The following is a 25,543-nucleotide window of genomic DNA, read 5'->3' as shown; positions in this document are numbered from 1 at the left end:
GCTCCCCGGAGTTGCGCGGCCGGGGCGGATGCCCCGGCCGATGCGCGCGCGCCTCACCACAGGTTGTAGCCAAGGCGCACGCCGAAGGTGCGCGGCCGCAGGATCGCATAGCGGCTGTACACGAATGCTTCGGGATGGATGTAGGTCACTGCCCGGCTGTTGCCGAGATTCTCGACATAGAGCGTGACGTTGACGTCCTTCACCGTCACGCCGGTCTGCAGGCCGATGACCGTATAGGTGTCGGTGAAGTCGTAGAGCGGGCTGCGCACCCCCAGGGTCCCCGGCGTGTTGGGGAACATGTTGGGGAACGACCCGACATGCTGGATCTGGAAGCTGCTGAAGCCCTTGGCGCTGCCGCCCAAACCGTAGCTGTAGGTGCCGAAGAACGAGCCCTGGACATGCGGCGAGGACAGCCGCTGGTCGAGCACCGCGCCCGAGATCTGCGATTCCTGCTGCGAGAGCTTGGTCACCTTGGCGTCGTTGAGCGACCCGTTCAGCCCGAAGGTCAGCCCCGTGGTCGGGGTGAAGCTGATCTCCGCCTCCAGGCCCTGGCTGCGCGCCGCGCCGACATTGGTGGCGAACTGCACCGAGTCCGACAGCCGGTTCGCCTGCACCTGGATGTTGCGCCAGTCGATATAATAGGCGGCCAGCGCCGCAGTCAGCCGCCCGCCCAGCCAGCGCCCCTTCACGCCGACTTCGTAGTTGGTCAGGTTGTCCGAGGTCGCGCCGGTCGGGATCACCAGGTCGGCGGGATTGATCACGCTGACGCTGCCGGCCCGCGCATTGTACACCGGCGTGCGATAGCCGGTCGAGACCGTGGCATAGGTGGTCAGGTCGCGCGATGGGCGCCAGGTCAGGCTCGCCTTCCACGATGCCCGCTCGGCCGAGGGGTATTTGGCGGTCGACGCGCCATTGGGCACGATCGCCAGCGGCCCGGCGATGCCGAACAGCGCATAGGTGAAATAGGCGGTGTTGAAGCCCGGATTGGTCGTCACCGTCGCGCCGTACTTGCCGTAGCGCAGCCCGCCGCTGACCGAGAGCTGGTCGGTCAGGTGATAGGTCAGCTCGCCAAAGCCGGCGAGCTCGTAGTTCTTGGTGTTGCTGCCGAACGCCTGGAACACCGAATCGGTCAGCCCGGTGATGCCCTTGGCGGTGAGGTACGCCGGGGTCGACTGGTAGCGCCCGGCCAGATCGAGGTCGCGGTGCATGTAGAAGCCGCCGATCACCCAATCGAGCCCGCGCCCGCTCGACTTGGAGACCAGCCGCGTCTCCTGGACGAAGGTCTTGGTCTGGTAGTCGTCGTCCATCAGGAACGGGATCGGCAGCGTCGCGCCGAAGGTGCCGCCCAGGTCGACGTCGAAATCGCCCTTGTTCACCGACCAGGTCGACGAGCTGACCAGATGCGCGAAGTCGAAGTCGTAATCGATCGTGCCGTTGTAGATCTGCGTCTCGGAGGTGTAGCGGTCCGGGCGCAGGCTGTAGCGCTTGCGGTCGCCCAGCGACGGCGTGACCATCGAGGCGTCCTCGGGGCCGCTATTCTCGTATGCGCCCATCAGCTTGATGCTGAGCCGGTCGCTGGGCTTGAACAGCAGCGCCGCGCGGCCGCCATAGCCCTTGAGCGTGTTGGCGTTCTTCTGGCCGGTGCCGATATTGTCGATATAGCCGTCCTCGTGCCGGTAATAGCCGACGGCGCGCAGCGCGATCTTGTCGGTCACCAGCGGCACGTTGAGCATGCCATTGTAGCGCTGGCGGATGCCGCCGCCATCGGGCGTCCAGCCGATATCGACCAGGCCGGAGGCGTCGAAGTCCTTCAAATTCGGGCTCTTGGTCAGGATGCGCAGCGCGCCCGAGAGCGAGCCCGATCCGAACAGCGTCCCCTGCGGTCCGCGCAGGAATTCCACCCGCTCGACGTCGTACAGGTTGGAATCGAGCGTGATCGAGTTGCCGATCGTGGTGAGCGGCAGCTCGTCGAGATAGACCGTCGTGGTCGTCTGCAGCCCCGCGCCCCAGCCATTGGTCGAGATGCCGCGCGTGGTGAAGCGGGCATTGTTGTCGCTCGCCTTGTTGAGCGCGACGCCCGGCGTCTCGCGCGCGATGCCCTCGAAGCCGACAATGCCCTTCTGCGTCAGCTCTTCCTGCGAAAAGGCCGTGACGCTGAGCGGAATGTCCTGGAGCCGCTCGTTGCGCCGCGTCGCGGTGACGATGATTCCGTCCGGATCATGCGCCTCGCCGGCCTGGTCCTTGGATGCGGGTGCAGTCTGGTCCGGCGCGGCAGTCTGCGCGGTAGCATTTGTGGCCGCGGTTTGCGCGGCAGCGGGCGTGGCCGCTGCCGCCAGGGCAAGCAGCGAGGTCGTGTAGGCCAATCGGTTCATATCCCCTCCTTGTCGCCGCCGCGCCTTTGGTGGCGCTGTTCCGCGATCGGGCGAAACATGGCATCGGCGCCGGGAAGGAGTCAATACTGACTTTCGAGTAAGTCAGTATTCCAGGAAGGCGGGCAAGCTCGCCCTGTCTGAAATGCCTTTCTTGCAGATCGCACGCGTTCCGTTTGATGCGGCGCGATTGTCAGGCAATAAGGCGTTACGATGACGAAGAAGAACGCCACCCGGGAACGCCCCGCCAAGCCTGGCGCTCGGCTCACCATGCAGGATATCGCCCGGCTGGCGCAGGTCTCCACGCCCACCGTCTCGCGCGTCCTCAACGGCAGCCCGCTGGTGACCGAGGAGACCCGCGAGCGGGTGATGGCGGTGGCCCAGGCCCATGGCTATGCGGTCAATCGCAACGCCGCCAAGCTGCGCCACACCCGCACCAACACCGTCGCCGTCATGCTCGATTTCGGCTCGCACCGGCACGGCGCGATCGGCGATCCCTTCATCTTCGAGCTGCTCGCTGGCGTGTCCGAGGCGCTGTCGATCCGCAACCAGGACCTGCTGCTCTCGCCGCCCGGCCTCGAGGACGTCCGCGCCTTTCGCGACTTCTACCAGGCGCGCGGGGCCGACGGGTTCATCGTTCTCGGCCAGGGCACGCGCGACGCGATGCTGCGCGAGCTCGGCCGCGCCGACGTGCCGCTCGTCGTCTGGGGCGCGGTTGCCGGCGATGCGGGCTATTGCGCGATCGGCAGCGACAATTTCCTCGGCGGCGAGCTGGCGGGCCGGCACTTCCTGGCGAAGCAGCGCAAGCACTGGCTGTTCGTCGGCGACATCCGCCACGAGGAGCTGCGCCTGCGCTACGAGGGGCTCTGCGCCGCCGCCAAGGGGCATGACGAGGTCACGATCGACTTCCTGCCGATCGCCTCGATGGCCTTTCACGCCACCGCCGACACGGTCACTGCCTATCTCGCCGCCGGCCGCCAGCCCGATGCCGTCTTCGCCTTCTCCGACACCGCCGCCATGGCCGTGATCGGCGCATTCAAGGAGCGCGGCCTCGCCGCGCCGCGCGATTATTCGGTGGTCGGCTACAACAACATCCCGCCGGCCGCGCATTTCAGCCCGGCGATCACCACGATCAACCAGAAGACCGACGTCGCCGGCGCGCTGCTCGTCGAGAAGCTGATGCAGCAGGTCGATGGCGGCCGCGCGCGCTCGACCACGCTCCCCACCGAGATCGTCGTCCGCGATACCTAGGGCGCCATGCCGATCATCCCGCCTCATATCCGTCATCCCGGCGAAAGCCGGGATCCTGGGTTAGTCGCTGAAACGCCGGACTTATGCCCCTCCCTGCAAGGGAGGGGTTAGGGGTGGGTTAGAAAAGGCCGGGCTCGAGGCCCGGTCTTTTCTGTTCCACCTGCCGGTCGGCTGAGCCCGCTGCGCTCACAACCCACCCCAGCCCCTCCCTTTCGGGCGCTCAAACTGCAGCCTGTCGGACAAGAATAGTTGAAACCGACAACCGCCGCAGCCGCCCCTGATCCTTTATCCTTGAAAACGATATCAAAGGGCGCGTATCGCAATTTCCATAAGAGTTGGGGAGCGGGTGTTGGCTCGAGTATTGAACGGCGTGGACGATGGCGTGCTCTTCGCGGAGGATGGCTGGTCGCTCGATGTGATCGGCGACGACCCCGCGCGCGAAGGCTGGGCCGCAACGATCCTCGCCCTCTCCAACGGCGCGCTGGGTGTGCGCGGCGCCATCGAGGAGCGTGCCGAGGCCACCACCTTCCTCGCCCATGCCTATGAGCAGGCACCGATCCATTATCACGAGAAGCTGAAGGGCTTCGCCGCCACCTCCGATTCGCGCGTCCCCGTCGCCGAGGCGCTGGGGATCGAGGTCCGGCTCGACGGCAAAGCAATCGATTTCAGCGAACTCCGCTCCGCCACCCGCCGCACGCTCGACCTGCGCGCCGGCATGCTGCGCCGCGAGACGCGCTGGTCCTTCCCCGATGGCCGGCTGCTCCGCATCCGCAGCGAGCGGCTCGTGCCCTTGTGCGGCAACACGCTGCTCCTCCGCCGCTTCCAGGCCGAGTTCGACGGCGCAGGCGTGGTCACGCTCCACCCGCGCCTCGCCCCCGCCCCCAGCGGCGCGAAGCAGTCCGACGACCCGCGCATCGGCGTGAACCTCGCCTCGCGCGGCTTCGCCACCGAACAGGCGGCGGACGATATCGTGGTCGAGCGCCTGCCCGGCAGCGGCATCGGCGTCGCCGCCGTCCAGCGCAGCCGCGACGAGGACGGCTGGCTGCTCGTCGCCACCGGCTTCGCCACCGGGCGCAACGCCTCCGATGTCCTTGCCGATCAGGCCGCCGCGCTCGCCGACAGCGCGCTCGCCGCCGGCTTCCCCGCCATGGCCGAGGCGCAGGCCGGGCTGCTGACGCGCTTCTGGGCCGGCGCCGATCTCGCCATCGCCGGCGAGCCGCGTCTCGCCGCGACGCTGCGCGTCAACCTGTTCCACCTCTTCGCCTCGGCCGGCCGCGACGGCCGCTCGAGCGCCGCCGCCAAGGGTCTCACCGGCGAAGGCTATGAGGGCCATTATTTCTGGGACACCGAGGCGTTCATGCTGCCGGTGCTCTCAGTGCTCGCGCCCGACATCGCCCGCGCGATGCTCGTCTACCGCGCCAGCACGCTCGACGCCGCCTTCGCCAATGCCCGCGCGCTCGATCACCGCAAGGGCGCGCTCTATGCCTGGCGGACGATCGAGGGCCGCGAATGCTCGGCGCACTACCCGAGCGGATCGGCGCAATATCATATCAACGCCGCCATCGCCTTTGCGATCGGTGCCTATGTCGACGCCACCGGCGACGAGGATTTCCTGGTCGAGCATGGCGCCCGCATGCTGGTCGAGACCGCCCGCATCTGGCTCGCGCTCGGCGACTGGGCGGACGGCCAGTTCCACTTGCGCGGCGTCACCGGCCCGGACGAATATACCGCGCTGATCGACGACAATTGGTACACCAACCGCATGGCGCAAAAGCATCTGCGCCTTGCGGTCGCCAGTGCTGCCCGCGTCGCCGAACTGGCGCCGGAAGCCTGGACCGCGCTCGCCGCCGAGATGGCGCTGGGGCAGGACGAGCTCGCCGAGTTCACCCGCGCCGCCGATGCGATGCACCTGCCCTTCGACGCCGCGCGCAACCTCGACGCGCAGGACGCCAGCTTCCTCGACAAGCCGCGCTGGGACGTGCCCGGCACGCCGGCGGCCGAGTTCCCGCTGCTGCTCCACTATCACCCGATGACGCTCTACCGGCATCAGGTCTCCAAGCAGGCGGACATCGTCCTCGCGATGGTGCTGGCCGGCGAGGGCGTCTCGCCCGAGCGCAAGCGCCGCGTGTTCGACCATTACGAGCCGATCACCACGCATGATTCCACCCTCTCCGCCTCCACCTTCGCGATCCTGGCGAACGAAGTCGGGCATGAGGCGCAGGCGCTGAAGTTCTTCGCCGAGACCAGCCTGGTCGATGTCGACGATCGCCACGGCAACACCGGCCACGGCGTCCATATGGCCGCGCTGGCCGGCTCCTGGCTGGCGCTGGTCTGGGGGTTCGCGGGTTTCCGCCCCGATGGCCCCGCGCTCCGCTTCCGCCCCACTCGCCCCGCCGCCTGGCCCGGCTACAGCTTCGGCCTCACCTGGCGTGGCACGCTGGTCCGCGTCGAGGTGGCGGAAGACCGGATCACCTACCGCGCCGTCTCGGGGCCCGACATCGTGATCGGCCACCACGACGCGGCCATCGCCCTGGCCGCCGGTGAGAGCTGGACCGGGCCGCTGGCATGCTGAAGGGCGCCGCCTTCGATCTCGACGGCGTGCTGACCGACACGGCCCGCGCGCATTACCGCGCCTGGAAGAAGCTCGCCGACATGCTCGCCATCCCGTTCGACGAGGAAGCGAACGAGGCATTGAAGGGCGTCGACCGGATGGGCAGCCTCGCGCTGATCCTCGGCGACCTGCCCGGCTTCGACCAGGCCGAGCGCATCCGCCTCGCGACGCTGAAGAACGACTGGTATCTCGAGGAAATCGCCCATTTCGGCCCCGCGGACCTGTTCCCCGGCGCCCGCGACGCGCTCGAGCAGTGCCGCGCTGCCGGGCTCGGCATCGCGCTCGCCTCGGCCAGCCGCAATGCGCCGCTGCTGATCGCGCGGATGCAGGTCGCCGAGCTTTTCGACGCGATCATCGATCCCGCCAGCCTGGCCGCCGGCAAGCCCGCGCCGGACATCTTCCTCGCGGCCGCGCAGGCGCTGGGCATCCGGCCCGCCGAGACGCTGGGGGTCGAGGATGCCCCGGCCGGCGTCCAGGCGATCCACGCCGCGGGCATGAAGGCCGTCGGCGTCGGCGACCTGCCCGATGCCGACTGGCAGATCCCCGCGATCGCCGATTTCGACCTCGCCGACTATTCGGCCTGACCGCTCCCTCCCGCCACCCTTCCCCCATACCCTGGGGGTGGCGGAACTCAGTTCCCCGGTGAGGGCCCCGTATCGGGCCGCTTGCCTGGCCCGGCCTTCCCCGGGGAACCATCTTCTTGAAATGTAGGATTTCGTCTGCTTGGCTCGCTCGGTCGAGGTTCGCCTTGGCCGCTCTTTGAATGTTGGAAAGATAGGATCCCGCTCGCGCAAGGATGTTGCGAGATGCGCAGCGTTCCCGGGAACTGTGTCAACGCAAGCACGCCGAAAACGCGTCCTTGGCGTGTATTTCGTGAACTTTGCCGAGTCGCCTCAGCCCGCCGCGTAGGATTGCTTCCGCGTCAGCCGCTCGAGCCGCACCAGCGCCGCCGCGATCAGCACCAGCGGCACCAGCACCAGGTAGAAGGCGGTCTGGCCCGAGAAGCGGTCGAACACGAAGCCGGTGATCATCGATCCGATCGTCCCGCCCAGCGCGGAGAAGATCACCATCAGCCCGACCATCGCGGCGTGGCGCTCCCGCGGCAGCGCGCTCAGCACCACCGAGGAGACGATCGGGTAGATCGGCGCCATGAACACCCCGATCAACGGGAAGATGTACGCAGCGATCGGCGCATCGAACCAGCCCATCTCGGCGCGCGGCTGCAGCCCCCGCGTGGTCGGCAGGGTGAGCAGCACAAGCGCCGCGATCAGCGCCAGGCAGCCGAGCAGCAGCTTGAGCCAGCCGAGCCGCGCGACCAGCCCGCTCGCGCTCAGCCGGCCGACCGCAAGTGCCGCAACGAAGATGCTCGACGCCTGCACGCTCATCGCGCCGGGCAGGTGCAGCACCTGGTTGTTGAAGGTCGGCAGCCAGGTGCCGACTCCCTGCTCGACAAGGACGTAGAGGAAGATCGCCGTCAGGAACGCGATCGTCGAGGGCAGCGCGATCAGCGCGAGCGCGTCGCGGTAGCCCGGCGCCTGCCCCTCGACCGCCTTCGCTGCGCCCTCGTCGAGGTCGGCGAACCACCAGAGGATCGCGGCGAGGACGGCGAGCACCGCGATCACCCGGTAGACGCCCAGCCAGCCCTGGCCGGTCGTGTCCTGGCCGATGAACCAGCCGAACAGCCAGATGCCCGCCAGGATGCCGACCATGAACACGCCTTCGATCAGCGAGGTCAGGCTGGCGTGGCGCGCCGGATCGGGGCGGACCAGCCCGATCGAGCTGTAGGTCGCGACCTTGGCGATGCCGAAGCACAGCCCGACCAGCACGAAGAAGAGCTGCATCGTCCAGAAGCTGTTCGCGAAGCTGATCGCCACCGCGCCCGCGGCGACTGCGAGCATAACCCCGATCTGCGCGCGCTTGAAGCCGAAGCGCGGCAAGGTCGTCGCGAACAGGAAGGAGGCAACGACCACCGACAGGTCCTTGCACGCCTCGAGCGTCGCGGCGTGCGGCTTGGTCACGCCGTAATGCGCGATCGACTGGAGGATCACCGTGCCGACGCTGTTCATCAGCAGCCCGAGCAGGGCGTAGCTGGTGATCAGGGCGGGTACCGCCCAGGCTGCGCGCTTCATTGTGATCCTCTCCGTCTCTCTGTCACGCGCGAGCCAAGCAGATCGTGCAATGCATTTCAATGCGCACGTCACACCGCCTCGAATTGGCTGTGGAGTTCCGCATCCCCTGCGACCACCCACAGGTCGAACGCGCCCGGCTCGACCCGCCACTGCCCATCGGCGGCGACCAGCGCCAGCGCCTGGTAGGGAATGGAGAGCGTCACCACCCGGTGCTCGCCGGGATCGAGCACGGCCCGGGCATAGGCCTTCATCTGCCGCACCGGCCGCGTCCGGCTGGCGACCCGGTCGTGGATATCGGCGCGGACGAACGCCTCGCCCCGCCGCTTGCCGACATTGGTGATGCTCGCCCGCACCACCACGGCCTCGCCCTTCGTCACCTGCCGCGGCACATCGAGGCTGGAGAGCGCGAACCGGGTATAGCCCTGCCCGCTGCCGAACGGGAACAGCGCGCGGTCCGGAGCGTCACGCCAATGGCTGCGCCCCGGCTCCATCGGGTCACCGTCGCCCGCCGGCCGCCCGGTGCTGCGATGATCGTACGACCAGGGCTGCTGCCCCGTCGCCAGCGGGAAGCTCACCGGCAGGCGGCCGGTGGGCTCGCGGATGCCGAACAAGATGTCGGCGACGGCAGGGCCGGTCTGCTCGCCGAGGAACCAGGTGCAGAGCAGCGCCGGCGCATCGCGCACTGCGCCTTCGAGCGCCAGTGCCCGGCCGCTCTTGAGCAGCACCACCACCGGCGTGCCGGTCGCGGCAACTGCCTCGGCCAGCGCCTGCTGCGCCGCGGGCACGGTGATCTCGACCCGGCTGTTGCCCTCGCCCGACATGTCGCCCGCCTCGCCGATCGCGAGCAGCACCACATCCGCCGCCTGCGCCGCCGCCACCGCGCGCCCGATCCCGCCGGGCAGCGCGTCGTGCACCCCGCTTCCGGCCTCGACCACCAGTTGCCCGTCCAGCAGCGCGCGGATGCCGGTCGCCAGGTCGATCCCGTCCCTGGCATCCCCGGCGAACGACCAGGGCCCGTTGAGACTGGCCTTGTCCGCGCCAAACGGGCCGATCAGCGCGACCTTCTTGCCCGTCCGTGGCAAGGGCAGCAGGCCCTCCCGGTTCCGCAGCAGCACGATCGCGCGCGTCGCCACGTCGCGGGCGCATGCCTTGATCGCCGGCGTCGCGGTGCGCTTCTTCTCGGCCGCCGCATCGAGCGAGCGGAACGGATCGTCGAACAGCCCGAGCGCTTCCTTGAGCACCAGCACCCGCCGCACCGCCTCGTCGACCCGCGCCATCGGCACCTTGCCTTCAGCCACGAGCACCGGGAGGTGCTTGTTGTAGAACCCGCTCTGCATCGAGACGTCGATGCCGGCGAGTATCGCCAACCGCGCCGCATCGGCCTCGTCCGCCGCCACGCCATGCGCGATCAGCTCGCGGTCGGCGTCATAGTCGGAGACGCAGACGCCGGCGAAGCCGAGCCCGCCGCGCAATATCTCGGTGAGCAGCCAATGGTTCGCCGTCGCCGGCACCCCGTTGAAATCGGTGAACGACGCAATCGTCGCGCCCGCGCCCGCGCCGAAGCCCGCGGCGAAGGCGGGCAGGTAGGTTTCGCGCAGCTCGGCCACGCTCATGTCGACCGCGGCATATTCCATCCCGCCGCGCACCGCCGAATAGCCGGCAAAATGCTTGGGTGTCGCGAGCAGGCTGTCGGGCCGGCGCAGGTCCCTGCCCTGGAAGCCGCGCACCCGTGCCGCGGCGAGCTGGCAGTTGAGCAGCACATCCTCTCCCGCCCCCTCGGCGACCCGCCCCCAGCGCTGGTCGCGTGCGACATCGACCACTGGCGCGAAGGTCCAGTGCAGCCCACCGGCGCTCGCTTCCTCCGCCACTGCCCGCGCCGCGCGCTCGGAAAGCTCGGGATCGAACGCCGCCGCCTCGGCCAACTGGATCGGAAAGATCGTCCGGCAGCCATGGATCACGTCGGCGGCGAAGACGAGCGGGATGCCCAGCCGGCTCCTGAGCGCCGCCGCCTGGGCCCGCCGCGCGCCCGCCACGCCATAGCCGTTGAAGAGCATGCCCACGCGCCCGGCCGTGATATCGGCGAGCATCGCTTCCGCGCCCCGCGGATCGACCACGGGGTTGAACACCGCGCCCACCGGGCGGATCTCATCGTTGAAGCAGCTGAGCTGGCCGGCCTTCTCCGCGATCGTCATCCGCGCGATCAGCGCTTCGACCCGCGCCGACGCCGCCCGCGCCGTGCCCGGCAGCAGCGCGAGCAGTGCAGCCTGTGCCGATCCCGCCAGCAACGTCCGCCGGTCGATTCGCGCTACGGCATCCGCCATTTCCGCCTGCTTCACCTACGCTCTCCCACGCCGACACCCCGTACGGAGGCGCCCGGATCTCACTCGATTACCGACCTGTTGCACCGGCGCACCACTGGTTGGCAAATTCCGCGTGACAGTTGCAGAAAACGATTTCATTATGACGGCGTCGCGATTAGTCGAGCGGGATCAACCCGCCGGACACTCCGGCATAACTCGGTTGGGGAGGATATATGTTGCTTTCCGTTCGCGCTGGCGTTCGCGCCGCGCTGCTGGCCAGTGCCGCCATGCTGCCGCTCGCCGCCCAGGCCCAGACGGCCACCACTGGCGCGGCCACCCCCGCTGCGCAGGACGATGCCGCCGATGAAGGCCAGATCGTCGTCACCGGCCAGACCACGCCCAATCGTCCGCTGATCACCGCCTCGGCCGACATCACGCTCGCCAATCGCGAGCTGATCGACCAGAAGGCGCCGCGCTCGACGGCGGACATGCTCGAAATGGTCCCCGGCATCTTCGTCGAGGCGACCGCCGGTGCAGTCTCGAACAACTATTCGGTCCGCGGCCTTCAGGGCGGCGGCCAGCGCTTCGTCCAGCTCGAAGAGGACGGCATGCCGATCCTCTACGGCGGCGGCGGCGCCGACTTCTTCTTCGATCAGGACCTGACCATCGATCGCCTCGAAGCGGTCAAGGGCGGCTCGTCGGGCGTGCTCACCGTCAACGGCGCGGGCGCGACGATCAACTTCATCTCGAAGGCCGTAAACCACCAGGCCCCCGAGGGCGTGGTCCGCTTCACCGGCTATAACTACGGCCTGAAGCGCGCCGACGGCTATTATTCGCAGCCGATCACCGACAAGCTGGCCTTCAGCGTCGGCGGCTACATCCAGTCGAGCCCGGGCGTTCGCAAGAACACCAACGACTATGCTGGCTGGCGCCTCAAGGGCACGCTCGAATACAAGTTCGACGATGGCGGCTATATCCGCCTGTCGGGCAAGGGCGGCGACATCAAGAACGCCTATTATGCCGATCAGCCGTACAAGTTCACCGACGGCGAGCCTGGCAGCATCCCCAGCCTCGACACGCAGTTCGGCAATGTCGGCGGCCGTGCCTTCTCGAACATCGCCGTGCCGGTCTCGACCTTCGCGCATTCGAGCGGTACCCGCGAGTTCAACTATGACGACGGCATCGTCTCGAAGACCTGGCAGGCGCGCCTCGATTTCGAGAAGCCCGTCTCGGACTCGCTCACGCTGTTCGGCCATGGCCGCTATCTCGACTATAGCTACGACTTCAACGGCCTGTTCCCGGGCTCGGGCACCGGCAATGCCGGCCTGACCAGCGCAGTCAACTACCTGACCCCAGGCGCCGCTTCGCCGATCGGCTCGCTGCTTGCCGCCGGCCAGGTCGCCTTCCCGACGACGACGCACTTCGGCATCAAGAACCTGCGCACCGGCCAGATCATCGGCTCGGACCAGACGGCGGTGCTCAACGCGCTGAACGGCAACGGCTTCCTGCAGCGCACTACGCTCAACCACGACGCGATCGATGCCTATGATTTCGGCATGAACATCGGCGGCCGCTGGAATTTCGAGAGCGGCAGCTTCAAGAACTCGCTGACTGCCGGCGTGATGTACTACAAGACCAAGCGCGATCAGGATCAGTCGGCGACCGCCAGCGTGGTCAACGACGTCAAGACCAACAGCGACGTCTATGACATCGTGGCGCTCAACGCGACGAACCAGGTGGTCGGCACGCTGTCGGACAACGGCCTGGTCTCGTACGGCGACTGGGGTGCGGGCATCCGCAGCCGCGAGGACTCGAGCTTCTCGCTCTATGCGAACGACGAGCTCTCGATCGGCAACCTGCACGTCGACGCCGGCGTGCGCTGGGAGCAGGACAACGCAACGGCGTGGGACGGCAACTCGCCGACCGCCGCCAGTGCCGCGAACCGTATCGTCCAGACCCCGTCGGGCTCGTTCGAGCAGCTCGTCCCGGCCGGCACCGCAGGCGTTCTGACCACGGTCGGTTCGACCTGGGACGGCACCTACACCGTCCGCAAGGCGAAGAAGCGGGCGGTGTCCTACACCGTCGGCGCGAACTATCTGATCACGCCGAACCTGTCGGTTTATGCCCGCTACGCCAACGGCTTCCAGATGAACAACGTCGATGCCATCACCGGCATCGAGCTGTACGAAGCCGGCGTGCGCGCGCAGATGGGCCGGATGTTCTCGGGCTCGGCGACGGTGTTCCGCACCAACTTCAAGAACCAGAACTACAATTTCGCCGATCCGGTGAACCCGTCGGTCCAGAGCAACATCAACGCCGACCTGCGCACCAACGGTGTCGAGCTCGACCTGAACTTCCGTCCGGTCGCTGCCTTCAGCATCGATTTCCAGGGCGTGTTCCAGGATCCGAAGCTCGTCAACCTGGCGATCAACGGCGCCAACCAGCAGGGCTTCGAGGGCAATCGCCCCGAGCGCACCCCGGCGCGCCTGTTCACGATCACGCCGAGCTTCAAGCTGCCGAACGGTCTCGGTGAGATCTATGGCCGCTACAAGTATATCGGCAAGATCTACGCCGATGCCGGCAACGGCGTGGCGCTGCCGAGCTACGGCGTGACCAGCGTCGGCGCCTCGTTCAACCTCAGCAAGCAGCTGCAGGTGAGCGTGAATGCCGACAATATCTTCAACGTCATCGGCCTGACCGAGGGCAACCCCCGCCAGGGCCAGACGCAGGCGATCACCGATGGCTATTTCTACGCCCGCGGCATCGTCGGCGCCACCTATGGCGGCTCGGTGACGTTCAAGTTCTGATAACCCGCAAGGGTCGTAAAACGGGGGGCGCGGCAACTGAAAGGTTCGCCGCGCCTTTCCATATTCGGAAGCAAGAGGAGAGACGGATGCGAGGTTCGATGCGGTTGATGCTGGCGGGCGGGCTGCTGCTCGCGGGCACGAGCACGGCGGCGCTGGCGCAGAAGCGCGCAGTGAAGGCGCCCGAGCTGGCCTACAGCCTGACCGAGGGGCAGAACCTCAACGCGTTCGTGCGCGACGGCAAGGTCGCGGCGCATCTGCTGCTGCGTAACGGCAGCGATCCGCGCATCCTCGTTGCGTTCCCGGCCGGCAATAGCGGCGTCGGCCTGTGGTTTCAGCCGCTCGCCCGCCCCGCCAGCTGGCAGCTCGACCAGGCGCCGCGCCCGGTCACCTTCGCCGACGGCAAGGGCCGCCCGCTCCACGGGATCGAGGCGATCGCCACGATCGACGCGGCCCGGCTTTCGCCCAAGCGGGCGGTGCTCTCCAATGTCCGCTTCCTGCGCGACTACCAGTCGGTCAGCCGCTTCCCTGCCGAAGTAGCGGCGCCGATGCGTGTCGACGGCAACCGCATCCTCTATGCCCGCGACCGGGTGGATGGCGCGCCGGGCTACAGCCTGGAGATCCAGGTGCTGGACGGCCGGATCGAGAAGGGCGAGATCGTCGCCGGCGCGAATGGGCGCATCCGGTTGCGGATCGTCGCGGCGACCGGCGACACGCCGCTGACCGGCCTCAGCAAGGCCGAGCTGCTGAACACGCACGCCGCAGCCGATCCCGCCGCGCGCAACGCGTTGGCGTTCCTTAGCTACCGCGAGAAGTTCCTCGCCGGTTCGTGGCGCTTCGACACCTATTTCGGCCGCGACACGCTGATGTCGGTCCGGCTGCTGATGCCCGCGCTCAAGGGCGCGGCGGTCGAGGCCGGGCTCGGCGCGGTGCTCGCCCGGCTCGATCCGGACGGCGACGTCGCGCACGAGGAAGGCCTCTCCGAGTTCGCGCTGGTCGATCACAAGGCGCATGGCGACAAGAGCGGCGACACGCCGACGCTCGATTATGCGATGATCGACGACGACTATATGCTCGCGCCCGTAGCCGCCGAATATCTGCTCAACCCCGCGAACCGCGCCGCGGCGCGCAGCTTCCTCGCGCGCAACGTGCCGAGCGTCGCCCGCCCCGGCACCACCGATACCGCGGGCGTCCTGCTCGTGCGTAACCTGCGCTTCGTGCTCGACCAGGCCGAGCCCTTCGTCCGCGACCCGGCCTGGCGCAAGCTGGTCGCGGTCAAGGCCGGGCGGCTGACCGGCGAATGGCGCGACAGCGAGGAAGGGCTCGGCCGCGGCCGTTATCCCTATGACGTGAACGCGATCCTCATCCCTGCCGCGCTCGAGGCGACGGACAAGCTGTTCCGCGCCGGCCTGCTCGACAGCTATCTAAAGGCCGGCGACCGCGCCGCCTTTGCCCGCGCGCATGCCATGGCCGCGACCTGGCGGAGCCAGGTGCCGGGCATGTTCGCAGTGGAAACCCAGCCGGCCGACGCCGCCACCCAGGTCCGCGCTTATGCCGCCCGCGTCGGCGTTCCCGCCGGCCCGGCGCTTGCCGCGCTCAAGGGCCAGCCGCTTCGCTACCACGCGATCGCGCTCGACGATCATGGCAAGCCGGTGCCGATCATCAATTCGGACGAAGGCTTTTCGCTGCTCTTCGGCCATCCCGATCCGGCCGATCTGCAGACCTATGTCGGCGCGCTCGCGCGACCGTTCCCGGCGGGCCTGATGACCGATATCGGGCTGCTCGTCGCCAACCCGGCGCTGGCCAGCCCCGAAGTGCAGGACCGCTTCACCCCCGCCGCCTATCACGGCGCGGTGGTGTGGTCGTGGCAGCAGGCGCTGTTCGCCGCCGGCCTCGAGCGCCAGCTGGCCCGCACCGACCTGCCCCCCGCCACCCGCGCGGTGCTCAAGGATGCCCAGGCCCGGCTGTGGCGCGCGATCCAGGCGACCCGGGCGACGCAGAGCTCCGAGCTCTGGTCCTGGGCCTATGAGAATGGCCGCTACAAGGTCGTCGCGTTCGGCGCCGGCAAGGCGGACGTCGATGAGTCCAATGCCGCGCAGCTGTGGAGCACCGTCTATCTCGCGGTGCAGCCGCCCAAGGCAGCGCCGGCGAAGACGCGCAAACACTAACCGATCACCCCCTCGCCCGTCATCCCGCCTTCCCGGGGGATGACGGGCATCTTTTACGAGGCGGAGAGAAACGCGGTGACAGTGAGCCGCCCGGTGGCGGGATCGCTGGCCAGCGCGGCATCCTGCGCGATCGCGCCGCTGTGGAGCAGCGCGCTGCGATAGATCACCGCGCGGTTGTAGCCCGCGTCAACCTGGGCGATCCGCTCGAAAAGCCTCGTGTCGCCAAAGGGATAGGCCGCGGCCGGCGGATCGGCGCGCAGCTCGGCATTGAGCGCGGCGAGATAGGCGGCCGAGCGCCCCGCATCGATCGTCTCGAACCCCGTGGCACGGTGGCGGAAAAACGCCGTCCCGTCGCCCGGCGACAGATAATGCACCAGCGCGATCCGCCCCGGCTGCACCGCATCGACATGCGGCAGCCGCTGCTCGACCGCGAGCGCCTCTGGCGGCGTGGTGACGATCGAGAAGCTGGCATCGAGCAGCTCGACGCCCGATCCATGCCCGAACACGTTGCGCAGCACCGGCACCAGCCCCGCCCGCACCTGCGCGAAATAGTCGCCCGGCAGCGGCGCGCGGATCCCCGGATAATGGTGCCGCCCCGGCGCGAACGCCGCGGCCAGCGCCGCCGCACGCAGCGCGTCGGGATCGGGATGGAAGCCATCGACGATCGCGATCGGCTGGCCCTCCGCCCCGATCCGCCGCGCGCTGATGTCCGGCCGGATCACCCCTGCGCCATCGCCGCTGCCAGTGCCGCATCGTGCAGCGGCAGGGTCGGCGCCGCGCGCTGGATCACCTCGGCGACCTGGCGGACCTGGGCGATATTCGTGGCGCTGTCGAGGACGTCGGCGAGCGGATTATAGTCCCCTGCCACGATCTCCTGGCCGTTGAGGACCGCCAGCCAGCTCGCGTCGCGGAACAGCTCCTCGCCGCCCAGCATCAGGCGGCCCGAGCGGCGATATTGTTCCTCGCGCGCCACCAGGCTCTCCGGCAATTCCATCTCGCGACGCTCCACCCAGAACGGCTCCGTACGTCCCGGATTGGCGTGATAGTGAAGGATCAGGAAGTCCTTGATATTGTCCATGTCCGCGTTGAGCAGCCCGTTGTAGCGCTCGGCCAGCATCGGATCCATGTCGCGGTCCGGGAACAGCGTCAGCAGCTTGGCGATGCCGCTCTGGATCAGGTGGATCGAGGTCGATTCGAGCGGCTCGAGGAAGCCCGAGGACAGCCCCAGCGCCACGACATTGCCGATCCACGCCTTGCGCCGCGTGCCCGCGGTGAAGCGCAGCGCCCGCGGCTCGGCGAGCGCCTCGCCGTCGAGGTTCGCCATCAGCATCGCGGTCGCCTCGTCCTCGCCCATGAAGCGGCTGGCGAAGACATGGCCGTTGCCGATCCGGTGCTGGAGCGGAATGCGCCACTGCCACCCCGCCGGGCGCGCGGTCGAGCGGGTGAAGGGCGTCGTATCGTCGAGCCGTGCGCAGGGCACCGCGACGGCGCGGTCGCAAGGCAGCCAGTGCGACCAGTCCTCGAACCCGCCGCCCATCGCGCCGTCGATCAGCAGCGCGCGGAAGCCCGAGCAATCGACGAACAGGTCGCCCTCCAGCCGCTCGCCGCGCTGGGTGGTGAGCGCGGTCACCAGCCCGCTCTCGCCGTCCCGCTCGACATCCTGCAGCTTGCCCTCGATGCGCGTCACCCCGCCCGCCTCGGCGATCCCGCGCAGGTGCCGGGCATAGAGGCTCGCATCGAAATGATAGGCATAGCCGAGCGTCGAGAGGATCGAGCGCGCGTCGCCCGCCGGCGTGGCGAAGCGCCCCTGCTGCGCCAGTTCGTCGGCCAGCGAGAAGGCCGAGAGCGGCAGGTCGAGCCCCTCGGCCCGCGCCTTCATCCAGCGATGGTGGAAGGCGACGCCCGGGAATTGCACGCCGAACGTGCCGAACGGGTGGAAATAGCGATGGCCCGGCCGCACCCAGTCGACGAACTCGATGCCGAGCTTGAAGCTCGCCTTGGTCTCGCGCAGGAACGCCGCCTCGTCGAGGCCGATCAGCTGGTTGAACCAGTGGATCGTCGGGATCGTCGCCTCGCCGACGCCGACGGTGCCGATCTCCTCGGATTCGAGCAGCGTGATATCCAGCGTGCCGCCAAACTGCCTGGCCAGCGCGGTCGCGGTCATCCACCCGGCGGTGCCGCCGCCCAGGATGACGACCGAGCGGACCCGGCGCCCCCGCTCGGCGCCACGCGGAGATGCTTCGCTGAAAGCAGTCATGGAATCGATTTCTTCCTGCCAGTGGTTGGCCCGGATTAGCGATGCCCTGCCCGCCTGGCGATGCGCAAAATCGCCCGAAAGCTAGGGCGCGTCGCTCGCTTCCCGCAGCGTTGCCGCCAGCGCCTGCACGGTAAAGGGCTTGATCAGCACCGGCAGGTCCCGCTGCTCCTCGGAATGGAGGTTGGGCTCCGCATAGCCGGTGATGAGGACGGCGGGCAGCTCGGGCCGCAGCGCGCGCAGTGCGCGCACCAGCTCGGTCCCCGAGAGCCGCGGCATGGCATAGTCGCTGAGGACCAGGTCGAAGCCTTCCGGGTTCTCGCGCACCATCTCCAGCGCGATCGCGCCTTCACAGGCTTCGGAGACATGGTGCCCCATGTCCTCCAGCATCGCCGCCGTGGTACTGCGCACGCCCTCATGATCGTCGACGAGCAGGATCCGCAGCGGCGCGGGATCGCCCTGCGCGGTGGCCGGCGGCTCCGCGCCCTGGTCGATCTGCGCGCCCTTCTCCGCCGACGCGGCGGGCAGCCACAGCTCGACCCGGGTCCCGATGCCCAGCTCGCTGCTCAGCCGGATCGCGCCGCCCGATTGCTTGGCGAAGCCATAGACCATGCTGAGCCCGAGCCCCGTCCCCTTGCCCACCGGCTTGGTGGTGAAGAAGGGCTCCATCACCTGCTCGATCTGCTCGGCGGCGATGCCGCAGCCGGTGTCGGCCACGGTGAGCAGCACATAGTCGCCCGGATCGAGCCGCAGGCCGGCAAGCTCCTGCCCCGTATCGATCGTCCGGTTGCTCGCCTCCACGGTCACGGTGCCGCCATCCGGCATCGCATCGCGCGCATTGATTACCAGGTTCATGATTGCCAGCTCGAGCTGGGCGCTGTCGGCGAACACGTCGCGCAGCCCGTCCTCGCGCTGCCAGGCCAGCTCGACCCGTCCGCCCAGCGTGTGGGCAAGCAGATTGCCCACCGCCTCGGCCAGCTTCGCCACGTCGACCGCGGCAGGCTCTAGCTTCTGGCGCCGCGAGAAGGCGAGCAGGTGCCGCACTAGCTCGCTGCCCTGCTCGGCGGCGTGGCGCGACATCTCGACGAGTTTCTTCTGCGCGGGATCGAGCGGGATGCGCCGCTCGATCATCCCGATGCCGCCGAGCACCGCGGCGAGCAAATTGTTGAAATCATGCGCGATGCCGCCGGTCAGCTGGCCGATCGCGTCCATCTTGCGGATATGGTTGAGCTGGCTCTCGAGCTCGCGCCGATCGGAAATGTCGAGCAACGTGCCGGCATATTCGAGCGGCGCGCCGGTGCCGTCGCGCACCAGCACTGCCTGGTCGAGGAAATGCCGATATTCGTCGTTCGCGCAGCGCCAGCGATATTCCACCGAGTGCGCCCCGCCCTGCGACCGGGTGGCGAGCGCAGCGAGTACGCGCTCGCGGTCCTCGGGATGCAGCCGGTCGGCCCACAGGCCCGGAGTGCGCCGCACCGTGTCGAGCGTGTAGCCGGTCAGCGCCTCGAAATTGCCGCTGGCATATTTGGGCACGCGCTGCTCGGCGCCGACTTCCTCGAGATAGAGGATGATCGGCAGCGAGGCGATGATCGCGGCCTGGCGCTGCTCGGCGATGCGCAGCTGCTGCTCGGCATGAAGCCGCTCGGCATTGGCGCGCAGATTCTCGTCGAGCAGGCGCTTCTGGCGCTCGGCGGTGCGCTGCACTTCCTTGCGCATCGCATAGAGATCGACGAACACCGCGACCTTGGAGCGCAGCACCGTCGGCTCCACCGGCTTGAACACATAGTCCACCGCGCCGCTCGCATAGCCGCGCAGCAGATGCTCCATCTCCTTGTTGACCGCGGAGAGGAAGACGATCGGCACGCGCCGCGTCTGCTCGCGCTCGCGGATCAGCCTGGCGGTCTCGTAGCCGTCGATCCCGGGCATGTAGACGTCGAGCAGGATCACGGCGAATTCGGTGCGCAGCAAATGCCGCAGCGCCTCTTCGCCCGATTTGGCGACGACGATCTCGGCGACATCCTCCAGCACGGTGGAGATGGCGATGAGATTGCGCTCGTCGTCATCGACCAGGAGCACGCGCACCGGATCCACCGGCAGCGGATCCGGGGAGAGCACGGCCTCCACCGGCCCCATCACGACCGCGGGAGAGATCGGAACCACCGTTCGCGTCATCTCAGCCATGCTCCACGACGATCAGGTCCGCCGCCTGCTTGGCCTCGCGCGAGCGGGCGATCCACACGCGCAGCAGGGCGAGCAGCAAGTCGATGTCGACCGGCTTGGCGATATAGTCCGATGCCCCCGCATCGAGGCATTTCTGCCGGTCGCCCTTCATCGCCTTGGCGGTGACCGAGATCAGCGGGAGCGTCGCCAGCTGCGAACGCTGGCGGATCTGCCGCATCGTCTCATAGCCGTCCATCTCCGGCATCATGATGTCGATCAGGGCGATGTCGATGCCCGGCGTCTGCTCGAGGATCACGATGCCGTCCGCGCCGCGCTCGGCATGGAGCACTTCGACACCGTAGCTCTCGAGCACGCTGGTCAGCGAATAGATGTTGCGGATGTCGTCATCGACGATGAGGATCCGCGCGCCGGCCAGTTCGGGCACCGTCCGCATCGCGAGCTCGGCCTCGGGCAGCAGCTCCACCACCGTCTTGCCGCCACCCATCGCCGCGGCGAGCTGGCCGAAGACAGCCGCCAGCGCCTCGGTGTCGGCCGGCTTCTCGGTGACGCCTGCCGCGCCAAGGCTGATCGCCTGGGCGAGCTTGTCGGCACCCGAGATGACGTGGATCGGGATATGGCGCGTCTGCGGATCGTGCTTGAGCAGGTCGAGCAGCACGAACCCGTCGATATCGGACAGGCCGAGGTCGAGCGTGATTGCATCGGGCTGGAGCTTGCGGGCCAGCGCCAGCGTCCCCGCCCCCGCCGCCGATATCACCCCCTTCAACCCCGCACCGCGCGCGATGTCGAGCAGGATCGAGGCGAAGGTCGGATCGTCCTCGACGATGAGTACGAAGGGCGCACCCTCCAGCGCGTCGCGATCGTCGCTCAGTTCGAAGGCGACCGGCAGCGCCGGCGGCGCGATCGCGCCGCTATTGTCGTAGCGCGGCTGGCTGCCCTCGCCCGGCAGCGTCGCCGGGGCGACGGTCTGGGGCGGCACGAACAGGATGAAGGTCGATCCCTTGCCAGGGGTGGAGCGCACCTGCAGCTCGCCGCCGAGCAGGCGCGCGATCTCGCGGCTGATCGAGAGACCGAGACCAGTGCCGCCATATTTGCGGCTGGTGGTGCCATCGGCCTGCTGGAAGGCCTCGAAGATCAGCTTCTGCTTGTCCTTGGGGATGCCGATGCCGGTGTCGGTGACGGAGATCTCGATCGCGCTGTCGAGCCCGCGTAGCACCGGGTGGTTGGTGCTCCACCCGCCCTCGGCCGTGCGCACCGCGAGCGTGACCGAGCCGTGCGAGGTGAACTTGAAAGCGTTCGAGAGCAGGTTGAGCACGATCTGCTGCAGCCGCTTCTCGTCGGTCCGGATCGTGGTCGGCAGCGCGCCGTCGAACTCGACGTTGAAATCGAGGTTCTTGTCGGCAGCGAGCTGGCGGAAGGTCCGCTCCATGTGCTGCTTGAGGCTGGCCATCGGCATTTCGCCGATCTCGATCGACACGGTGCCGGACTCGATCTTCGACAGGTCGAGGATGTCGTTGATCAGGTTGAGCAGGTCCGAGCCCGCCGAGTTGATCGTCCGCGAGAAATCGACCTGCTTCTCGTTGAGGTTGCCCTGCGGATTGTCCGACAGCAGCTTGGAGAGGATCAGCAGCGAGTTGAGCGGGGTGCGCAGCTCGTGGCTCATGTTCGCCAGGAACTCCGACTTGTACTTGGAGGTGAGCGCCAGCTGCTCGGCCTTCTCCTCCAGCGCACGGCGCGCCATCTCGATCTCGAGATTCTTGGCCTCCACCTGCTTCTTCTCGTTCTCGAGCAGCTGGGCCTTCTCCTCGAGCTCCTCGTTGGTGTTGTGCAGCTCTTCCTGCTTGGTGGTCAGCTCGGTCTGGCGCGCCTGGAGCTCCTGGGTGAGCAACTGCGACTGCTTGAGCAGGCCTTCGGTGCGCATCGTCGCGGCGATCGTGTTGAGCACGATGCCGACCGATTCCATCAGCTGGTCGAGGAAGCTCTGGTGGGTCTCGTTGAACTCGCTGAACGAGGCGAGCTCGATCACTGCCTTTACTTCGTCCTCGAACAGCGCCGGCAGGATGGTGACGCTGGCGGGCCGCGCCTCGCCCAAAGCGGAGCCGATGCGGACGAAGTCGGCGGGCACGTCCTCGAGCAGGATTGCGCGCTTGTCCGCCGCGGCCTGGCCGATCAGGCCCTCGCGCAGCTTGAACTCGGGCTTGAGCGCCTCGCGGCGTTCCGCGCCATAGCTCGCCGCCAGCTCGAGGATAGTGTCGTCGCCGTCGCGATTAGTGACGTAGAACACGCCGTACTGCGCGTTCACCAGCGGCGCGAGCTCGGACATGATCAGGTTCGACACCGTCGAAAGGTCGCGCTCGCCCTGCAGCATGCGCGAGAAGCGCGCGAGGTTGGTCTTCAGCCAGTCCTGTTCCGCATTTTTGAGCGTCTGTTCCTTCAAATTGCGGATCATTTCGTTGATATTGTCCTTGAGCGCCGCCATTTCGCCCGACGCCTCCACCGCGATTGAGCGGGTCAAGTCCCCCTTAGTCACCGCCGTCGCCACGTCGGCGATCGAGCGGACCTGGTTGGTGAGGTTGGCGGCGAGCTCGTTGACGTTGTCGGTGAGGTCGCGCCACAGGCCGGAGGCTCCAGGCACGCGCGCCTGGCCGCCCAGCTTGCCCTCGATGCCCACTTCGCGGGCCATGTTGGTCACCTGGTCGCCGAACGCCGAGAGCGTGTCGATCATGAAGTTGATCGTCTCGGCGAGCGCGGCGATCTCACCCTTGGCATCCACGGTCAGCTTGCGCTTGAGGTTGCCCTGCGCCACCGCGGTCACCACGTCGGCGATGCCGCGCACCTGGTTGGTGAGGTTGGTCGCCATCAGGTTGACGTTGTCGGTCAGGTCCTTCCAGGTGCCGCCCACGCCCGGCACCTGCGCCTGGCCGCCCAGCTTGCCCTCGGTGCCCACTTCGCGCGCCACGCGCGTCACTTCCGAGGCGAAGCCGTTGAGCTGATCGACCATCACGTTGATCGTGTCCTTCAGCGCGAGGATCTCGCCCTTCACGTCGACGGTGATCTTCTTCGACAAGTCGCCGCGCGCCACGGCGGTGGTCACATCGGCAATGTTGCGCACCTGGCCGGTCAGGTTGTCGGCCATCAGGTTGACGTTGTCGGTCAGGTCCTTCCAGGTGCCGGCCACGCCGCGCACCTGCGCCTGGCCGCCCAGCTTGCCCTCGGTGCCCACCTCGCGCGCCACGCGCGTCACTTCCGAAGCGAAGGAGTTGAGCTGATCGACCATCGTGTTGATCGTGTTCTTCAGCTCGAGGATCTCGCCCTTCACGTCGACGGTGATCTTCTTGGAGAGATCCCCCAGCGCCACCGCGGTGGTCACTTCGGCAATGTTGCGGACCTGGCCGGTCAGATTGGCGGCCATCGCGTTCACATTGTCGGTGAGGTCCTTCCACGTGCCGCCTACGCCCGGCACCTGCGCCTGGCCGCCGAGCTTGCCGTCCGAGCCCACTTCGCGCGCCACGCGCGTCACTTCCGAAGCGAAACCATTGAGCTGATCGACCATCGTGTTGATCGTGTTCTTCAACTCGAGGATCTCGCCGCGCACGTCGACGGTAATCTTCTTGGACAAGTCGCCCGATGCCACCGCAGTCGTCACCTCGGCGATGTTGCGGACCTGGCCGGTCAGGTTGGTCGCCATCGCATTGACGTTGTCGGTGAGGTCCTTCCAGGTGCCGGCGACGCCTTCCACTTGCGCCTGGCCGCCGAGCTTGCCTTCCGAACCCACCTCGCGCGCCACACGCGTCACTTCCGAGGCGAAGCCGTTCAGCTGGTCCACCATCGTGTTGATCGTGTCCTTGAGCGCGAGGATTTCGCCCTTCACGTCGACGGTGATCTTCTTGGACAGGTCGCCCTTCGCCACGGCCGTGGTAACTTCGGCGATGTTGCGGACCTGGCCGGTCAAATTCTCGGCCATCAGGTTCACATTGTCGGTAAGATCGGCCCAGGTGCCCGCGACGCCCGGCACCTGCGCTTGGCCGCCGAGCTTGCCCTCGGTGCCGACCTCGCGTGCCACGCGCGTCACTTCCGAGGCGAAGCCGTTGAGCTGATCGACCATCACGTTGATCGTGTTCTTGAGCTCGAGGATCTCGCCCTTCACGTCGACGGTGATCTTCTTCGACAAGTCACCGCGTGCCACCGCGGTCGTCACCTCGGCGATGTTGCGCACCTGGCCGGTCAGGTTGCCGGCCATCAGGTTGACGTTGTCGGTGAGGTCCTTCCAGGTGCCAGCGACGCCTTCCACCTGCGCCTGGCCGCCGAGCTTGCCTTCCGAACCGACCTCGCGGGCCACGCGCGTCACTTCCGAGGCGAAGCCGTTGAGCTGGTCCACCATCGTGTTGATCGTGTCCTTCAGCGCCAGGATCTCGCCCTTCACGTCGACGGTGATCTTCTTCGACAAGTCGCCGCGTGCCACCGCAGTCGTCACTTCTGCGATGTTGCGCACCTGGCCGGTGAGGTTCGCCGCCATCAGGTTGACGTTGTCGGTAAGGTCCTTCCAGGTGCCGCCCACGCCCGGCACCTGGGCCTGGCCGCCCAGCTTGCCCTCGGTACCCACCTCGCGCGCCACGCGCGTCACTTCGCTTGCAAAACCGTTGAGCTGATCGACCATCGTGTTGATCGTGTTCTTGAGCTCGAGGATCTCGCCCTTCACCTCCACGGTGATCTTCTTGGAGAGATCGCCCGAGGCCACCGCGGTCGTCACCTCGGCGATGTTGCGCACCTGGCCGGTGAGGTTGGTCGCCATCGCGTTGACGTTGTCGGTCAGATCCTTCCAGGTGCCGGCGACGCCCTTCACGCGCGCCTGGCCGCCCAGCTTGCCCTCGGTGCCCACTTCACGCGCCACGCGCGTCACTTCCGCAGCGAAGGAAGCGAGCTGCTCGACCATGGTGTTCACCACCTTGCCCATGCGCAGGAACTCGCCACGCAGCGGCCGCCCGTCGATCTCCACGGTCATCGATTGGCTCAGGTCGCCCTTCGCCACCGCCCCGATCACGCGGGCGACCTCGGCGGTCGGCTGCACCATGTCCTCGATGAGCTCGTTCAGCGCGCGCAGCTTCACTTCCCAGCCGCCGGTCGCCCCGCGGACATGGGCACGCTGGTTGATCTTGCCTTCCTTGCCGACGACTCGCGACAGCCGCTCGAACTCGCCGGTCATCTGCTCCTCGAGGGCAACGACCTCGTTGAACAGCGTGGCGATCTCGCCATCGGCCCCGGGGAGATCCTCCGGCAGCCGGACCGAGAAATCTCCGCGCCTTAGGCTACGGAGCGCCGATACCAGGCGACGGCGATCGAGCGTCTCCGGGAAATTCTCTGCGTGCACTCACAGCTCCAAGCATCTCCCACCCCGCTTGAAAAAGACGACCCCCCGGTCGCTAGCCCCTGACATAGCAGAGCTTTCGGCTTTCGCGCGCAGAAAATCTCGGCCCGTCGC

12 protein-coding genes are annotated in these 25,543 nt (G+C 67.8%); 5 read left to right on the top strand and 7 right to left on the bottom strand.

Going from position 1 to position 25,543, the window contains the following annotated elements; translation table 11 throughout:
- Nucleotides 1-53 precede the first annotated feature (53 nt).
- The gene (locus ABLE38_RS12575; protein WP_348974571.1) at nucleotides 54-2,372 is read right to left on the bottom strand and encodes a TonB-dependent receptor; all 2,319 of its coding nucleotides are present in this window, start codon (nucleotides 2,370-2,372) and stop codon (nucleotides 54-56) included.
- A 210-nt stretch (nucleotides 2,373-2,582) separates the two neighbouring features.
- On the opposite strand from ABLE38_RS12575, the gene ABLE38_RS12570 reads away from it, so the two are divergent.
- The 3 genes from ABLE38_RS12570 (at nucleotide 2,583) to pgmB (ending at nucleotide 6,815) form a co-directional block, all read left to right on the top strand.
- Nucleotides 2,583-3,620: a LacI family DNA-binding transcriptional regulator gene (locus ABLE38_RS12570; RefSeq protein WP_348974570.1), complete on the top strand. Its 1,038-nt coding sequence runs from the start codon at nucleotides 2,583-2,585 to the stop codon at nucleotides 3,618-3,620.
- A gap of 349 nt (nucleotides 3,621-3,969) precedes the next feature.
- Nucleotides 3,970-6,192, top strand: a complete 2,223-nt coding sequence (locus ABLE38_RS12565) for a glycosyl hydrolase family 65 protein (RefSeq protein ID WP_348974569.1) — start codon at nucleotides 3,970-3,972, stop codon at nucleotides 6,190-6,192.
- Nucleotides 6,186-6,815, top strand: a complete 630-nt coding sequence (gene pgmB, locus ABLE38_RS12560) for a beta-phosphoglucomutase (protein ID WP_348974568.1) — start codon at nucleotides 6,186-6,188, stop codon at nucleotides 6,813-6,815. The genes ABLE38_RS12565 and pgmB overlap by 7 nt, the downstream gene beginning before the upstream one ends.
- 309 nt (nucleotides 6,816-7,124) lie before the next feature.
- Here the strand turns inward: pgmB and ABLE38_RS12555 are convergent, their stop codons facing one another.
- Together ABLE38_RS12555 and ABLE38_RS12550 are read right to left on the bottom strand one after the other, a co-directional pair.
- Nucleotides 7,125-8,360 (bottom strand): MFS transporter, encoded by a 1,236-nt coding sequence (locus ABLE38_RS12555; RefSeq protein ID WP_348974567.1) that lies wholly within the window; start codon nucleotides 8,358-8,360, stop codon nucleotides 7,125-7,127.
- 68 nt (nucleotides 8,361-8,428) lie between these two features.
- Nucleotides 8,429-10,696, bottom strand: a complete 2,268-nt coding sequence (locus tag ABLE38_RS12550; RefSeq protein ID WP_348974566.1) for a glycoside hydrolase family 3 N-terminal domain-containing protein — start codon at nucleotides 10,694-10,696, stop codon at nucleotides 8,429-8,431.
- Between the two features lie 197 nt (nucleotides 10,697-10,893).
- On the opposite strand from ABLE38_RS12550, the gene ABLE38_RS12545 reads away from it, so the two are divergent.
- Nucleotides 10,894-13,467: a TonB-dependent receptor gene (locus ABLE38_RS12545; RefSeq protein WP_348974565.1), complete on the top strand. Its 2,574-nt coding sequence runs from the start codon at nucleotides 10,894-10,896 to the stop codon at nucleotides 13,465-13,467.
- Between the two features lie 86 nt (nucleotides 13,468-13,553).
- The gene (locus ABLE38_RS12540) at nucleotides 13,554-15,632 is read left to right on the top strand and encodes a hypothetical protein (protein ID WP_348974564.1); all 2,079 of its coding nucleotides are present in this window, start codon (nucleotides 13,554-13,556) and stop codon (nucleotides 15,630-15,632) included.
- Nucleotides 15,633-15,685: 53 nt separating this feature from the next.
- On the opposite strand, the gene ABLE38_RS12535 is transcribed toward ABLE38_RS12540, so the two are convergent.
- From ABLE38_RS12535 to ABLE38_RS12520, 4 genes are all read right to left on the bottom strand, one after another.
- Nucleotides 15,686-16,354, bottom strand: coding sequence for a DUF6445 family protein (locus tag ABLE38_RS12535; protein WP_348974563.1), 669 nt, complete (start codon nucleotides 16,352-16,354; stop codon nucleotides 15,686-15,688).
- Nucleotides 16,351-17,889: a tryptophan halogenase family protein gene (locus ABLE38_RS12530; RefSeq protein WP_348974562.1), complete on the bottom strand. Its 1,539-nt coding sequence runs from the start codon at nucleotides 17,887-17,889 to the stop codon at nucleotides 16,351-16,353. Before ABLE38_RS12530 ends, ABLE38_RS12535 begins: the two co-directional genes overlap by 4 nt.
- 81 nt (nucleotides 17,890-17,970) lie before the next feature.
- The gene (locus ABLE38_RS12525; protein WP_348974561.1) at nucleotides 17,971-20,067 is read right to left on the bottom strand and encodes a response regulator; all 2,097 of its coding nucleotides are present in this window, start codon (nucleotides 20,065-20,067) and stop codon (nucleotides 17,971-17,973) included.
- Nucleotides 20,060-25,432: a HAMP domain-containing protein gene (locus ABLE38_RS12520; RefSeq protein ID WP_348974560.1), complete on the bottom strand. Its 5,373-nt coding sequence runs from the start codon at nucleotides 25,430-25,432 to the stop codon at nucleotides 20,060-20,062. Before ABLE38_RS12520 ends, ABLE38_RS12525 begins: the two co-directional genes overlap by 8 nt.
- Nucleotides 25,433-25,543: the final 111 nt, after the last annotated feature.

The organism is Sphingomonas sp. KR3-1, assembly GCF_040049295.1.
Taxonomy (GTDB): Bacteria; Pseudomonadota; Alphaproteobacteria; order Sphingomonadales; family Sphingomonadaceae; genus Sphingomonas.
The sequence above is the reverse complement of the archived record's forward strand: the minus strand, read 5'-3'. Positions and strand labels throughout refer to the sequence as shown.

Coding starts and splice junctions, on each gene's coding strand:
- ABLE38_RS12575 (WP_348974571.1), bottom strand. CDS start 2,372: ATGAACCGATTGGCCTACACGACCTCGCTGCTTGCCCTGGCGGCAGCG.
- ABLE38_RS12570 (WP_348974570.1), top strand. CDS start 2,583: ATGACGAAGAAGAACGCCACCCGGGAACGCCCCGCCAAGCCTGGCGCT.
- pgmB (WP_348974568.1), top strand. CDS start 6,186: ATGCTGAAGGGCGCCGCCTTCGATCTCGACGGCGTGCTGACCGACACG.
- ABLE38_RS12555 (WP_348974567.1), bottom strand. CDS start 8,360: ATGAAGCGCGCAGCCTGGGCGGTACCCGCCCTGATCACCAGCTACGCC.
- ABLE38_RS12545 (WP_348974565.1), top strand. CDS start 10,894: ATGTTGCTTTCCGTTCGCGCTGGCGTTCGCGCCGCGCTGCTGGCCAGT.
- ABLE38_RS12540 (WP_348974564.1), top strand. CDS start 13,554: ATGCGAGGTTCGATGCGGTTGATGCTGGCGGGCGGGCTGCTGCTCGCG.
- ABLE38_RS12530 (WP_348974562.1), bottom strand. CDS start 17,889: ATGACTGCTTTCAGCGAAGCATCTCCGCGTGGCGCCGAGCGGGGGCGC.
- ABLE38_RS12525 (WP_348974561.1), bottom strand. CDS start 20,067: ATGGCTGAGATGACGCGAACGGTGGTTCCGATCTCTCCCGCGGTCGTG.